Genomic DNA, 12,555 nt, shown 5'->3' on the forward strand with positions numbered 1-12,555 from the left:
CTGCCCGCCCCGTCGGGCACCGTCGTCTCCACGCACGGCTTCGTTCCGCCCAACACCCACCCGTTGTACCGGCCGGCGGGCGGGGGTGTCCGGTCGCCGCCGCCCCAACACCTTGGCGCACGGCGGTTTCGCCGCTCACCGCCGGCGAAGACCCGCCCAGCCGGGGAAATCCGCCCAACGGCGTGCGGAAAGCCCTTCGCTAAGCCAGGAAACCGCGCAGCAGCGAAGCCGTGCCGTCGAGGTGTTCGGCCATCGCGCGGCGCGCGGACTCGGCGTCGCCGTCCAGGATGTGGGCCACGATCCGGGCGTGCTGCTCGTTGGAGTGCGCCAGGTTGGGCGGCAGCAACGGGATGCGGTCGAGCAGTGCGTTGACCCGGGTCCGCGCGTCGGCGATCGCGGCCGTCAGCGAGGTCGAGCCGGCCGCCTCCGCGATCGCCAGGTGCAGGCGGGAGTCCTTGCGGCGGTACTCCGCGAGCGGCGCCGAGGCGCAGTCGTCCAGGCGGGCGCGGAGATCACGGCGTTCGGCGGCGCCCAGCGGGCGGGACGCGGCGCACTCGGCGGCGCCGGTCTCCAGCACCGCGCGCAGCGTCAGCGCGTCCGGCAGGTCCGCCGCCACCGGCGGTCGACCGGGCGCGGCGGCGGGTGGCACGGCGGTGACGAACGTGCCGCCGTAGCGACCGCGGCGGGACTCGACGTACCCCGCGTCCTGCAACGACCTGATGGCCTCGCGCAGCGTCACCCGGCTCACCCCGAGCCGACCCGCCAGGTCGCGCTCGGCGGGCAGCCGCTCCCCCGGCGGCACGACGCCGAGCCGGATGGACTGGAGGAGGCGCTCCACGGTCTCCTCGAACGCGTTGCCCGCCCGGACCGGGCGGAACAACGCGTCGCGGAGGGGTATCACAGCGGGGTCACGTAGGCGCCGGCGATACCGCCGTCCACCAGGAAGTTGGACGCGGTCACGAACGACGAGTCGTCACTGGCCAGGAACGCCACCGCGGCGGCGATCTCCTCGGGTTCGGCGAACCGGCCCAGCGGCACGTGCACCAGCCGGCGCGCGGCGCGCTCCGGGTCCTTGGCGAACAGCTCGCGCAGCAGCGGGGTGTTGACCGGTCCGGGCGAGAGGGCGTTGACCCGCACGCCCTGCCGCGCGAACTGCACGCCCAGCTCCCGGCTCATCGCCAGCACGCCGCCCTTCGAGGCGGTGTAGGAGATCTGCGACGTGGCGGCGCCCATGGTCGCCACGAACGACGCGGTGTTGATCACCGAGCCGCGGCCGCGCTCCAGCATGTGCGGGATGGCGTACTTGCAGCACAGGTAGACCGAGGTCAGGTTGACCTTCTGCACCCGTTCCCACGCCTCGATGCCGGTGGTGAGGATCGAGTCGTCCTCGGGCGGCGAGATCCCGGCGTTGTTGAACGCCACGTCCACCGAGCCGTAGGTGTCCGCGGTGGTCTGGAACAGCGCGCGCACCTGCTCCTCGTCGGTCACGTCGACCTGGACGAACAGACCGTCCACTTCGGACGCCGCCGCCGCGCCGGACGTCGCGTCGACGTCCGCGACGACCACCCGCGCGCCCTCGCTCGCCAACCGGCGGACCGAGGCCAGCCCGATGCCGCTGCCACCACCGGTCACGACGGCGACGCGGCCCTCAAGTCGCTGAACCATTGCTCTCCCAATCAGTGCGCGATGAAGACGTTCTTGGTCTCGGTGAACGAGTCGGGCGCGTCCGGACCGAGTTCCCGGCCGAGCCCGGACTGCTTGTAGCCGCCGAACGGCGTCCAGAACCGCACCGACGAGTGCGAGTTGACCGACAGGTTCCCGGCGTCGACCGCGCGCGCCACGCGCAGCGCCCGGCCGACGTCGCGGGTCCAGATCGAGCCCGACAGCCCGTAGTCGCTGTCGTTGGCCAGCCGCACCGCGTCCTCCTCGTCGGTGAACGGCAGCACGGCCACCACCGGCCCGAAGATCTCCTCGCGGGCCGCCCGGTCGGTCGGCGCCACCGGCGCGAGCACGGTCGGCGGGAACCAGAAGCCGGGTCCGTCCGGCGCGCTGCCGCGGAACGCCACCGGCGCGTCGGCCGGCACGAAGGAGGCCACCTTCTCCCGGTGGGCGGCGGAGATCAGCGGGCCCATCTCGGTCGCCTCGTCGCCCGGGTCGCCGACCACGACGCCCTTGACCGCCGGTTCCAGCAGCTCCATGAACCGGTCGTAGACCGAGGCCTGCACCAGGATCCGGGACCGCGCGCAGCAGTCCTGGCCCGCGTTGTCGAACACCCCGTACGGCGCGGTCGCGGCGGCCTGCTCCAGGTCCGCGTCGGCGAACACCACGTTGGCGCTCTTGCCGCCCAGCTCCAACGTCACCCGCTTCACCTGGTCCGCGCAGCCCGCCATGATCCTCTTGCCCACCGCCGTGGACCCGGTGAAGACCACCTTGCGCACCAACGGGTTCGTGACGAACCGCCACCCCACCACGTCGCCGCGGCCGGGCAGCACCTGGAAGACGTCCTCGGGGATGCCCGCCTCGCGGGCCAACCCGGCCAGCCGCAGCGCGGTGAGCGGGGTGGCCTCGGCGGGTTTGACCACCACGGTGTTGCCCGCCGCGAGCGCGGGCGCGAAACCCCAGCCGGCGACGGGCATCGGGAAGTTCCACGGCACGATCACGCCGACCACGCCCAGCGGCTCGTGGAAGGTCACGTCGAGGCCGCCCGGCACCGGGATCTGCCTGCCGAACAGGCGTTCCGGCGTGGCCGAGTAGTAGTTCAGCACGTCGCGGACGTTGCCCGCCTCCCAGCGGGCGTTGCCGATCGTGTGGCCGGAGTTGAGCACCTCCAACGCGGCCAACTCCGCCACCGCGCCGTCCACCGCCTCGGCGAAGCGGCGCAGCAGCCGCGCCCGGTCGCCCGGCGCCACCGCGCGCCACGCGGGCAGCGCGGCGTGCGCCCGCGCGATCGCCGCGTCGGTCTCCTCGAGCGAGGTGAACTCCACCTGCCGCACCACCTGCCCGGTGGCCGGGTCGATCACGTCGTGCGCGCTCACCGCGACACCCCTCGTCCCACGCCGGCACTCCCCTGGTTCCTCGTCGCCGCGACCAGCGCGGCGAACAGTCGGTCGTCCTCGGTGTCCGCCTCGGGGTGCGACTGCACGCCCAGCACGAACCGCGCGCCGGGCAGCTCGACGGCCTCCACCACGCCGTCCGGCGCCCAACCGACCACCCGCAGGCCGTCGCCCAGCAGGTCGAGGGCCTGGTGGTGGTGGCAGTGCACGGTCGTCGCCGGGCCCACGACCGACGACAGCGCGGTGCCCGGGGCGATCACCATCCCGGTGTGCTGGAACACCGCGGGAGCCGGGTTGTGGCCGTCGACGTGCTGGCGCAGCGTGCCGCCGAGCGCGATGTTGAGCATCTGCATGCCCCGGCACACGGCCAGCACCGGCAGGTCGAGCTCGAGCGCGGCCCGGGTCAGGGCCAGCTCGGCGGCGTCCCGCGCGGCGTGCGGCGGACCGGTGCGCTCGTCGCGCTCCTGGCCGTACAGCGCGGGGTCGACGTCCGCGCCGCCCGCGAGCACCAGGGCATCCAGGAACGCGATGCTGTCCACGTCCCAGGCGCCGACCGGTGGCAGCAGCACCGGGTTGCCGCCCGCCCGGACCACCGAGTCCAGGTAGTCGCGGTGCAGCACGGCCGCCTCGACGTCCCACACCCCGAACCTGGTGCGCTCCAGGTAGGTGGTGACGCCGACGAGCGGTCTAGAGCCGTTCGAAACCACGCGTGCGCTCCCAGTCCGTCACGGTCGAGTCGTACGCGGCCACTTCCACCCGGGCCGCGTTGAGGTAGTGGTCCACCACGTCCTGGCCGAACGCCTCCCGGGCGATCGCGCTGCCCTCGAACAGCGCGGCGGCGTCGCGGAGGGTGGCGGGCACCCGCGGCCGGTCCGAGTCGTAGGCGTTGCCGGTGAACTCGTCCTCCAGCGCCAGTTCGTTCTCCACGCCGTGCAGGCCGGCCGCGATCAGCGCGGCGACCGCCAGGTACGGGTTCACGTCGCCGCCGGGCACCCGGTTCTCGAAGCGCAGCGACTCGCCGTGGCCGACGACGCGCAGCGCGCAGGTGCGGTTGTCCCGGCCCCAGGCCACGGCCGTGGGCGCGAAGCTGCCGGCCGCGAAGCGCTTGTAGGAGTTGATGTTCGGCGCGAGGAGGTAGGTCAGCTCGCGCAGACCCGCCAGTTGGCCCGCGAGGAACTGGCGCATCAGCTCGGACATGCCGTGGTCCCGCGCGAACACCGGCTCGCCGTCGGTCGAGCGCAGCGACAGGTGGACGTGGCACGAGTTGCCCTCGCGCTCGTTGTACTTCGCCATGAAGGTCAACGACTTGCCGTGCAGCGCCGCGATCTCCTTGGCGCCGGTCTTGTAGACGCTGTGGTTGTCGCACGTGGCGAGCGCCTCGGTGTAGCGGAACGCGATCTCGTGCTGACCGGGGTTGCACTCGCCCTTGGCCGACTCGACCTCGAGGCCCGCGCCCGCCAGGTGGTTGCGGATGTCGCGCAGCACCGGCTCGACCCGGCCGGTGCCCAGCAGCGAGTAGTCGACGTTGTACCGGTTGGCCGGGGTGAGGCCGCGGTAGCCGCGGTCCCAGGCCTGCTCGTAGGTGTCGTCGAAGAGGATGAACTCGAGCTCGGTGCCGACGTACGCAGCCAGCCCGCGCTCGGCGAGCCGGTCGAGCTGGCGGCGCAGGATCTGCCGGGGCGAGGCGACGACCGGGGTGCCGTCCTCCCACTCCAGGTCGCACAGCACGAGCGCGGTGCCGGGTTGCCAGGGGATCCGGCGCAGCGTGGCCAGGTCCGGGCGCAGCACGAAGTCGCCGTAGCCGGTGTCCCAGGAGGACATCGCGTAGCCGGGGACGGTGTTCATGTCGACGTCGACCGCGAGCAGGTAGGCGCAGCCCTCCGCGCCGTGCGCGAGCACCTCGTCCACGAAGTGCCTGCCCGCGCAGCGCTTGCCCTGGAGCCTGCCCTGCATGTCGGTGAGCGCCACCAGGACGGTATCCACCTCACCGGTGTCGACCAGCTCGCGCAGTTCCTCGACGGTGAGCATCGACATGCCTCCAAAGGTATGACAGCGAGCCATTGGGCACACCATCTTGACACCACCGTGTGAACCACGCCACTCTCGTTCGGCCGGCAAAGGAGCGCGATCAACCCATTGGGGAGCGCACATGCCCGACCACGTCGAGTACGAGCACGTGAGTGGCGACTACCTGGAGCGGCGGCGGCTCAAGCGCGGGGCGGCGGGGTGGGTCCTGCTGGCCGGGCTCGGCGTGTCCTACGTGATCTCCGGCGACTTCGCGGGGTGGAACTTCGGGCTCGCGCAAGGGGGTTGGGGCGGCCTGCTGATCGCGACGGCGCTCATGGCGACGATGTACACCTGCATGGTGTTCGGACTGGCCGAACTCGCCGCCGCGCTGCCCGTCGCGGGCGCCGGGTACGGGTTCGCCCGCCGCGCGCTCGGTCCGCTCGGCGGGTTCGCCACCGGTGTCGCGATCCTGATCGAGTACGCCATCGCGCCGGCCGCCATCGCGGTGTTCATCGGCGGGTACGTGGAGACGCTCGGCCTGTTCGGGCTGACCAACTCGTGGCCGGTGTACCTGGCCTGCTTCGCGATCTTCGTCGGGGTGCACCTCTACGGCGTCGGCGAGGCGCTGCGGCTGATGGCGGTGATCACCGGTGTCGCGGTGGCCGCCCTGCTCGCGTTCGTGGTCGGGATGATCCCCCGGTTCTCCCCCGGCCGGCTGTTCGACCTCGCCGAGGGCGGCGGCTTCCTGCCGTTCGGCTTCGCGGGCGTGCTCGGGGCGCTGGTGTACGGGATCTGGTTCTTCCTGGCGGTGGAGGGGGTTCCGCTGGCCGCCGAGGAGGCGCGCGACCCGCGCCGGGACATGCCGCGCGGCATCCTGGCCGCGATGCTGGTGCTGCTGCTGTTCGCGGCGGCGATCCTGGTGCTGGCGCCGGGCGGCGCGGGCGCGGAGGCGCTGAGGGCGTCGGACAACCCGCTGCCGGCGGCCCTGCGCGCGGCCTACGGCGGTGACACGGTGCTCGCCCGGGTGGTGAACTACGTGGGCCTGGCCGGGTTGGTCGCCAGCTTCTTCTCGATCATCTTCGCCTACTCGCGCCAGCTGTTCGCGCTGTCCCGCGCCGGGTACCTGCCTCGCCTGCTCTCCCGCACCGGGCGGCGCAGGACGCCGTACCTCGCGCTGATCGTGCCCGGCGCGATCGGGTTCGTGCTGGCCGCGGCGACCCGGGACGGCGCGCTGCTGATCGACATCGCGGTGTTCGGGGCGGCGCTGTCGTACGTGCTGATGATGGTGTCGCACGTCGTGCTGCGGATCCGCGAGCCCGACCTGGAGCGCCCGTACCGGACGCCCGGCGGCGCGGTCACCACGTCGGTCGCGCTCGTGCTCGCGGTGGCGGCGGTCGTGGCGACGTTCGTCGTCGACCGGCTCGCGGCCGGCATCACCGCCGGGATCGTGGTGGTCGCCCTGGCCTACTTCTGGTTCCACAGCCGGCACCACCTGGTGGGCGCCGCGCCCGAGGAGGAGTTCGCGGCGATCGCCCGCGCCGAGGAGGACCTGTCCTGACCGGCTACGTCGGGTAGTCGAGAACTTCAGCCGATCGTGACAGGACGAATCGGTCCCGAGTGGGAACCCTCGGAGCACGGGCGCCAGCGGAACCGGAGGCAAGCCATGACACCAAGGATGTTCGCGGCCGGTGTGGCCGTCGCGGCACTGCTCACCGCGACGGGTACCGCCCACGCGGCACCGACCCAGCAGGAGGACGTCCTCACCCTGACGAACAAGGAGCGCGTGGCCAACAAGTGCCCCGAGCTCAAGTACAACAAGCTCCTGGAGAACTCGGCGCAGGGGCACACCACGTGGATGGCCCAGAACGGCAACATGAACCACACCGGCCTGAACGACTCGACGCCGTCGCAGCGCATCGACGCGGCGGGCTACAAGTGGAAGATGGCCGGCGAGAACATCGCCTTCGGCCAGAAGGACGCGGCGGCCGTGGTGACGGCGTGGATGAACAGCCCCGTGCACCGGGCGAACATCCTCAACTGCGGCTTCCGGGAACTGGGCGTCGGCTACGCGCTGGACGCCAAGAAGAAGGTCTACTGGACCCAGAACTTCGGCACCATGTGACCCTTCGCGAAGACCGGCGCGGCGACCCCACCGGCGAGCCGCCGCGCCCTCCGCGCCCCCGGGGGACCGTCCCTCCACTGTGGATCGGCGGTGGGCGCGACCGGGCCCGGCGCGACGGGTGCCCGAGCGATCACCGAACGTGCCCGCCGGCGGGGTCGTGCCCGGTGGGCGCCGCCCTGGCAGGATCGGGGCGTGAGTGACATTCAACGTGTTGGAGTGGTGGGGTCCGGGCTGATGGGCTCCGGGATCGCCGAGGTCTGCGCCCGTGCCGGGCTGGACGTGGTGATCGCGGAGGTCAGCCCGGACGCCGCCGAGGCCGCGCGCGGGCGGATCGCCTCGTCGCTCGGCCGGGGCGTGCGCAGCGGCAAGCTGAGCGCCGAGGACCGGGACGCCGCACTCGGGCGCCTCCGGTTCACCACCGACCTCGCCGACCTCGCCGACCGGAACCTGGTCGTGGAGGCGGTCGCGGAGATCGAGCAGGTCAAGACCGAGGTGTTCGCGGCGCTGGACAAGATCGTCGAGGATCCCCGGGCGATCTTCGCGTCGAACACCTCGTCCATCCCGATCATGAAGCTGGGCATGGCGACCAGCCGGCCCGAGCAGGTGGTCGGGGTGCACTTCTTCAACCCCGTGCCGGTGCTGAGGCTGGTCGAGATCGTGCCCTCGCTGCTGACCGGCGAGCAGACCCGCGTGCGCGCCGAGGAGTTCGTGACCGGCCCGCTCGGCAAGGAGGTCATCCGGTCGCAGGACCGGGCCGGGTTCGTGGTGAACGCCCTGCTGATCCCCTACCTGCTGTCGTCCATCCGGATGCTGGAGTCCGGGTTCGCCAGTGCCGACGACATCGACAACGGCATGGTGCTCGGCTGCGCGCACCCGATGGGACCGCTGCGGCTGGCCGACCTCATCGGACTGGACACCACCAAGGCGATCGCGGAGTCGCTGTACGACGAGTTCAAGGAGCCGCTGTACTCCCCTCCGCCGCTGCTGCTGCGCATGGTGGACGCGGGCCTGCTGGGCAAGAAGAGCGGTCGCGGGTTCCACGACTACGCCAAGTGATCCGACCCGGGCGCGCCGCCACCGAGCGTGGCGCGCCCGGCGCCACCGGCCCCGTCCGCGCGTCGCGGCGGGGCCGGCTCGTTTAGCACACGATGTGGCGGATCGCTACACAATGGGACGCACAACATTTCACACAGCCGTCTTGAATGACCCCTCAAAAAGCTCCGAGAATACCCGACCGGAGCCGCAGGCCCAATAAATACGTTCCGTTGCCGAAGGCACCTCGGACATTGCTGCGAAAGACTGACGAAACGCCGCGTCAAGCGGCCGTTCGGAGCAGCTTCGGTTACCGGTGTCAACCTCGTGTGGGCTGATCGACAGAAGCCGTGACCAGCCTTTAGAGTGCCCTACATCACGTAGCGGTCCCCCGGTGGACAGAAAAGCTTCGCGTCGCGTAACTTTCGGTTCGCACCCCACGAGGAGAACCCCGCCTTGGACGCTCAGGACGTTTCCATATGTGATTTCACAGGCCGCCAGCTCACCGCGCTGCTGCATTCCATGGGCATCCCTGGTACTCCCGGCGAAACTACCGGCTTACTGGCCGACGCGCTCGGGGCCGGCGGCCGCAGGTCCATTTCCGGTCGGCCGGCGTGGCCGTCCGACGTGGCCGACGACCACACGCCCGTGGAGTTCTCCACCGCCTTCGCCGCAGGTGAGGCGCCCGTGGTACGGACCATTGTGGAGCCGGTCGCCGCCGGACCGTCCCGACGGGCCAACACCGCGGAGGCACTGGCGGCCCTCGACCGGCTCGGCGCGCGCGTACCGCTGGACCGCTCGCGGTTCGACTCGGTGCGCGACCTGTTCCTACCGGAACACCCGGAACACGATTTCACCTTCTGGTATTCACTGGTGTTCCGGCCGGACGGTGCACCCGCCGTGAAGGTGTACTTCAACCCGGAAGTGCAGGGTCGGAAGAGCGCCGGCTGGTTGGTCCGGGAAGGGCTCCAGCGGACGGGTTTCGGGGCCGGATTCCGCATTTTGCGGGAACGCGCGGTGACCCGGCCGGGGTTGGACCGGTATTCCTTCTTCGCGTTGGACCTGGTGGAGCGCGGACGGGCGCGCGTCAAGGTCTACGTGTCCCACCACTCGGCGGATGTTGCCGATGTCACACGCGCGGCGAGCGCCGCGGTGGGGGTGGACGTGGACCGGGTGCCCGATTTCTGCCTGCTCACCGGCGGCAGCACCGGGACCTTCGACGGCCGGCCGTTGATTTCCAGCTACACGTTCCTGGACGGCGACGTGGACGCGCCGAGCGGCTATTCGCTCTACGTGCCGATCCGGGACTACGTGTCCGACGACGCGGAGGCGCGCGAGCGGGTGCTGGAGGTCATGGCCAAGTACCGGCTCGACAGCGAGCCGTTCGACGACGCGCTGCGGGTGCTCACCCGACGGCCGCTGCACGAGGGTTCCGGCCTGATCGCGCACGTGTCGCTGCGCATGGGCCGCCCGCGTCCCGGCATCACCGTCTACCTCTCGTCCGAGGCCTACGACGTCGCCCCGACCCGCCCGATCAGCCTGGCCGGCTAAAGGAGTCTCATGCCCCTGATGGAGCCGTACCGCATCAAGGTCGTGGAGCCGATCCCGATCACCACCCGCGAGCACCGGGTGCGCGCCCTGGAGGCCGCCGGGTACAACCCGTTCAACCTCGACGCCGCCGACGTCACGATCGACCTGCTGAGCGACTCGGGCACCGGCGCGCTGTCCGCCGAGCAGCAGTCCGCCGGGTTGCGCGGCGACGAGTCCTACGCCGGCGCCCGCTCGTTCCACCGGTTCCGCGACGTGGTGGACGGGCTCACCGGCTACCCGCACGTCTACCCCGTGCACCAGGGTCGGGCCGCCGAGCGGATCCTGTTCACCGCGCTGCTCAAGCCCGGGCAGACGGTGGTGAGCAACACCCACTTCGACACCACGCGGGCCAACGTGGAGTTGTTGGGCTGCAAGGCGTTGGACCTGCCGTGCCGGGAGGCCAAGGACCTCGACGACGACGCGCCGTTCAAAGGGGACATCGACCTCGACGCGCTGGAGTCGGTCCTGACCGGACCGCAGGACGTCGGTTTGGTGCTGATGACCATCACGAACAACGGCGGCGGCGGCCAGCCGGTGTCCATGGCGAACCTGGCGGCGGCGGGCGCGCTGGCCCGGCGGCACGGCGTGCCGTTCTTCCTGGACGCGGCCCGGTTCGCGGAGAACGCGTGGCTGGTGACGCAGCGGGAGCCCGGCTACGCCGACCACACGCCCCGCCAGGTGGCCGAGCTGGCGTTCGCCCTCGCGGACGGCTGCGTGGCCAGCCTGAAGAAGGACGCGATCGTCCACATCGGCGGGCTGCTCGGGATCCGGGACCCGGAACTCGCGCAGCGGTGCGAGCTGATCCTCATCGCCACCGAGGGCTTCCGCACCTACGGCGGCCTGTCCGGCGGCAACCTGGAGATGCTCGCGCAGGGCCTGCTCGAGGTCACCGAGCCGGAGTACCTGCGCGCCCGGGCCGACGCGACCCGCCACGTGGCGGACCTCGCGGAGGCGGCCGGGGTGTCCAGCGTGCGGCCGACCGGGGTGCACGCGGTGTACCTGAACGCCGGGCGCCTGCTGCCCCACCTGCCGCCGTCCCGGTTCCCCGGCTTCGCGCTGGCGACCGAGCTGTACCTCGCGGGCGGCATCCGGTGCGCGGAGCTGGGCTCGCTCTACCTCGGCGAGGTGGACGAGGCGGGCGAGCTGCTCAAGCCCGCGCCCTACGAGCTGGTGCGCCTGGCCATCCCGCGCCGGGTGTACACGCAGAGCCACCTGGAGTACGTGGGCGAGGTCATCGCGGAGATCGCGCGCGACCCGGAGCGGGTGCCGGGGTACCGGCTGGTCGAGGCGCCCGCGCTGTTGCGGCACTTCAACTGCCGGTTGGCCCCGGTCGGCTAGGCCATCGCGTCCAGGCGGTCCATGGTGTGCTGGATCAGGCTCACCAGGACCGTCTTGGCCGACTCGCGGTCCCGCGCGTCGCACAGCACGAGCGGGATCGCCGCGTCCACGTCGAGCGCGCGCCGCACCTCGTCCGCCTGGTAGAGGTGCGCGCCCTCGAAGCAGTTCACCGCGATGATGAACGGGATGCCGCGCCGCTCGAAGAAGTCGATCGACGGGAAGCTCGAGTCGAGCCTCCGGGTGTCGACCAGGATCACCGCGCCGATCGCGCCGTAGGCCAGCTCGTCCCACATGAACCAGAAGCGGTTCTGGCCGGGCGTGCCGAACAGGTACAGCACGACCTCGGGGTTGATCGTGATCCGCCCGAAGTCCAGGGCGACGGTGGTCGTCTCCTTGTTGTCCAGCCCGACGACGTCGTCGACGCCGACGCCCGCCTCGGTCAGCAGCTCCTCGGTGTGCAGCGGTGGTATCTCGCTGACGGAGTTGACCATCGTCGTCTTGCCGGTGCCGAAGCCACCGGCGATGACGATCTTGACTGGGGTGGGGACGAGCAGTTCCCCGCCCGGCCGCTCAGATTCCACGGACACCATCCAGCACGGCTTGCAGCAGGTTCCGGTCCGGCACCTGCGGGACTCGGGAAGGGTCTCGGATCACGACGTCACCGCGCTGGATGAGGTCGCTCAGCAGCACCTTGACGACCACGAGCGGCACGTCGAGGTAGGCCGCGACCTCCGCGACGGACAGCGGACGCCGGCACAGCTCCATGATCTCCAGGTGCTCCACCGACAGCGCGTCCGGGTCGGACGGCGACGGCATGGCGCGGACCTGGGTGACCAGGTGCAGCTCGGGGCGCAGCGGACGGGTCCGGCCGCGCACCATCGCGTACGGGCGGACGAGGGGCCCGGCCGCCTCGTCGTACCACCAGTCCTCGCGGCCGGCCATCAGGACGACCTGCGCGCCGCGGGCAGACTGGCCGTCCCGGTGCCGCGCGGTGCGGAGGACAGGTAGGTGCCGACCCGCTTCACGAGCATGTTCATCTCGTAGGCGATCATGCCCATGTCGGAGTCCTCTTCGCCCAGCACCGCGAGGCACGCGCCGTGCCCGGCCGCGGTGACGAAGAGGTAGGCGTGCTCCATCTCCACGATGGTCTGCCGCACCTGGCCGCCGCCGAAGTGCCGCCCCGTGCCGCGGGCGAGGCTCTGGAACGCCGAGGCCATCGCCGACAGGTGGTCCGAGTCGTCCTTGGACAGTCCGGGCGAGCGCCCGAGCAGCAGGCCGTCCGCGGAGAGCACCACCGCGTGCCGGGCACCGACCACGCGGCCGACCAGGTCCTCCAACAACCAGTTCAGTTCGTTGTGCTGGCTGGTCATGTCGTTCATCGCCGTTTGCCTTTCCGGTTTCCTGCGCGTCGGC

Annotated in this window: 13 protein-coding genes; 5 read left to right on the forward strand and 8 right to left on the reverse strand. The window is 71.5% G+C overall.

The features are described 5' to 3' along the window. Positions 1-199: 199 nt before the first annotated feature. The 5 genes from AB0G50_RS07890 to AB0G50_RS07910 are packed head-to-tail and all read right to left on the reverse strand — an operon-like array spanning position 200 to position 5,081. Entirely contained in the window at positions 200-901 is a 702-nt protein-coding gene (locus AB0G50_RS07890) for a GntR family transcriptional regulator (protein ID WP_360103513.1), read from the reverse strand. Beyond that, positions 898-1,665 carry a 3-oxoacyl-ACP reductase gene (locus AB0G50_RS07895; RefSeq protein WP_360103515.1) on the reverse strand — a complete coding sequence of 256 codons (768 nt, stop codon included), beginning with the start codon at positions 1,663-1,665 and terminating at the stop codon, positions 898-900. Before AB0G50_RS07895 ends, AB0G50_RS07890 begins: the two co-directional genes overlap by 4 nt. An 11-nt stretch (positions 1,666-1,676) precedes the next feature. Then, positions 1,677-3,035 carry an aldehyde dehydrogenase family protein gene (locus AB0G50_RS07900; RefSeq protein ID WP_360103517.1) on the reverse strand — a complete coding sequence of 453 codons (1,359 nt, stop codon included), beginning with the start codon at positions 3,033-3,035 and terminating at the stop codon, positions 1,677-1,679. Continuing rightward, complete coding sequence (locus AB0G50_RS07905) at positions 3,032-3,760, reverse strand: gamma-glutamyl-gamma-aminobutyrate hydrolase family protein (protein WP_360103519.1); 729 nt, start codon at positions 3,758-3,760, stop codon at positions 3,032-3,034. The genes AB0G50_RS07900 and AB0G50_RS07905 overlap by 4 nt, the downstream gene beginning before the upstream one ends. Then, the gene (locus AB0G50_RS07910; RefSeq protein WP_360103924.1) at positions 3,741-5,081 is read right to left on the reverse strand and encodes a glutamine synthetase family protein; all 1,341 of its coding nucleotides are present in this window, start codon (positions 5,079-5,081) and stop codon (positions 3,741-3,743) included. Before AB0G50_RS07910 ends, AB0G50_RS07905 begins: the two co-directional genes overlap by 20 nt. A 121-nt stretch (positions 5,082-5,202) precedes the next feature. Between AB0G50_RS07910 and eat the strand changes: the two genes are divergently transcribed. From eat to AB0G50_RS07935, 5 genes are all read left to right on the forward strand, one after another. Beyond that, entirely contained in the window at positions 5,203-6,618 is a 1,416-nt protein-coding gene (eat, locus tag AB0G50_RS07915; RefSeq protein ID WP_360103521.1) for an ethanolamine permease, read from the forward strand. Between the two features lie 105 nt (positions 6,619-6,723). After that, positions 6,724-7,182, forward strand: a complete 459-nt coding sequence (locus AB0G50_RS07920) for a CAP domain-containing protein (protein ID WP_360103523.1) — start codon at positions 6,724-6,726, stop codon at positions 7,180-7,182. 192 nt (positions 7,183-7,374) lie between these two features. Next, on the forward strand, positions 7,375-8,238 hold the full coding sequence (locus AB0G50_RS07925) for a 3-hydroxybutyryl-CoA dehydrogenase (RefSeq protein ID WP_360103525.1): 864 nt from the start codon (positions 7,375-7,377) through the stop codon (positions 8,236-8,238). Positions 8,239-8,670: 432 nt separating this feature from the next. Continuing rightward, positions 8,671-9,765, forward strand: coding sequence for a tryptophan dimethylallyltransferase family protein (locus AB0G50_RS07930; RefSeq protein WP_360103527.1), 1,095 nt, complete (start codon positions 8,671-8,673; stop codon positions 9,763-9,765). Between the two features lie 9 nt (positions 9,766-9,774). Further along, on the forward strand, positions 9,775-11,142 hold the full coding sequence (locus AB0G50_RS07935) for a tryptophanase (protein ID WP_360103529.1): 1,368 nt from the start codon (positions 9,775-9,777) through the stop codon (positions 11,140-11,142). Here the strand turns inward: AB0G50_RS07935 and AB0G50_RS07940 are convergent. From AB0G50_RS07940 to AB0G50_RS07950, 3 genes are read right to left on the reverse strand one after another with little or no spacing between them, the layout of a single operon-like run. After that, the gene (locus AB0G50_RS07940; RefSeq protein WP_360103531.1) at positions 11,139-11,732 is read right to left on the reverse strand and encodes an ATP/GTP-binding protein; all 594 of its coding nucleotides are present in this window, start codon (positions 11,730-11,732) and stop codon (positions 11,139-11,141) included. The two genes, AB0G50_RS07935 and AB0G50_RS07940, sit on opposite strands and share 4 nt — an antisense overlap. Beyond that, the gene (locus AB0G50_RS07945; RefSeq protein ID WP_360103533.1) at positions 11,713-12,084 is read right to left on the reverse strand and encodes a DUF742 domain-containing protein; all 372 of its coding nucleotides are present in this window, start codon (positions 12,082-12,084) and stop codon (positions 11,713-11,715) included. Before AB0G50_RS07945 ends, AB0G50_RS07940 begins: the two co-directional genes overlap by 20 nt. Further along, positions 12,084-12,521, reverse strand: a complete 438-nt coding sequence (locus tag AB0G50_RS07950; protein WP_360103535.1) for a roadblock/LC7 domain-containing protein — start codon at positions 12,519-12,521, stop codon at positions 12,084-12,086. Before AB0G50_RS07950 ends, AB0G50_RS07945 begins: the two co-directional genes overlap by 1 nt. Positions 12,522-12,555: the final 34 nt, after the last annotated feature.

The sequence above is a fragment of the Actinosynnema sp. NPDC020468 genome (genome assembly GCF_040642015.1).
Taxonomy (GTDB): Bacteria; Actinomycetota; Actinomycetes; order Mycobacteriales; family Pseudonocardiaceae; genus Actinosynnema.

What these genes read in the sequence shown, in the direction of transcription:
- AB0G50_RS07935 (WP_360103529.1), top strand. Translation starts at nt 9,775, where the DNA reads ATGCCCCTGATGGAGCCGTACCGCATCAAGGTCGTGGAGCCGATCCCG.
- AB0G50_RS07920 (WP_360103523.1), top strand. Translation starts at nt 6,724, where the DNA reads ATGACACCAAGGATGTTCGCGGCCGGTGTGGCCGTCGCGGCACTGCTC.
- eat (WP_360103521.1), top strand. Translation starts at nt 5,203, where the DNA reads ATGCCCGACCACGTCGAGTACGAGCACGTGAGTGGCGACTACCTGGAG.
- AB0G50_RS07940 (WP_360103531.1), bottom strand. Translation starts at nt 11,732, where the DNA reads ATGGTGTCCGTGGAATCTGAGCGGCCGGGCGGGGAACTGCTCGTCCCC.
- AB0G50_RS07945 (WP_360103533.1), bottom strand. Translation starts at nt 12,084, where the DNA reads ATGGCCGGCCGCGAGGACTGGTGGTACGACGAGGCGGCCGGGCCCCTC.
- AB0G50_RS07895 (WP_360103515.1), bottom strand. Translation starts at nt 1,665, where the DNA reads ATGGTTCAGCGACTTGAGGGCCGCGTCGCCGTCGTGACCGGTGGTGGC.
- AB0G50_RS07950 (WP_360103535.1), bottom strand. Translation starts at nt 12,521, where the DNA reads ATGAACGACATGACCAGCCAGCACAACGAACTGAACTGGTTGTTGGAG.
- AB0G50_RS07910 (WP_360103924.1), bottom strand. Translation starts at nt 5,081, where the DNA reads ATGCTCACCGTCGAGGAACTGCGCGAGCTGGTCGACACCGGTGAGGTG.